The organism is Mesorhizobium sp. M2E.F.Ca.ET.209.01.1.1, assembly GCF_004010375.2.
Taxonomy (GTDB): Bacteria; Pseudomonadota; Alphaproteobacteria; order Rhizobiales; family Rhizobiaceae; genus Mesorhizobium.
Window position 1 is genome coordinate 1 of record NZ_SADP02000771.1, and the last position, 323, is coordinate 323.

Annotated in this window: 1 protein-coding gene; it reads right to left on the reverse strand. The window is 68.1% G+C overall.

What is annotated here, in order from left to right; genetic code table 11:
- A partial coding sequence (locus tag EN852_RS37835; RefSeq protein WP_281407855.1) for an S-adenosylmethionine synthetase N-terminal domain-containing protein occupies window positions 1–318 on the reverse strand: 318 nt, incomplete at its 3' end.
- Between the last annotated feature and the right edge of the window lie 5 nt (window positions 319–323).

Below are 323 nucleotides of genomic sequence, written 5' to 3' on the forward strand. Positions count from 1 at the left end.
GTCCACGCCCTGCGCGATGTCCGGCGACTGTGCGCCGATCGACACCTCGACACCGCACGTGCGGCCGTCGAACGAGACCTCCGACGAGTCGTACCCGATGCCCGTGATGACGTCACGGACCAGCTTCGGGATCTCGACGTAGCCCGAGGTGGTGACCTCGCCGGCGACGTGCACCAGACCCGTCGTCACCATCGTCTCGACGGCGACGCGCGCGTGCGGGTCGACCGTGAGGAGGGCGTCGAGGATCGTGTCCGAGATCTGGTCGCAGATCTTGTCGGGGTGCCCCTCCGTCACCGACTCGGACGTGAAGAGGCGCAGGTTGG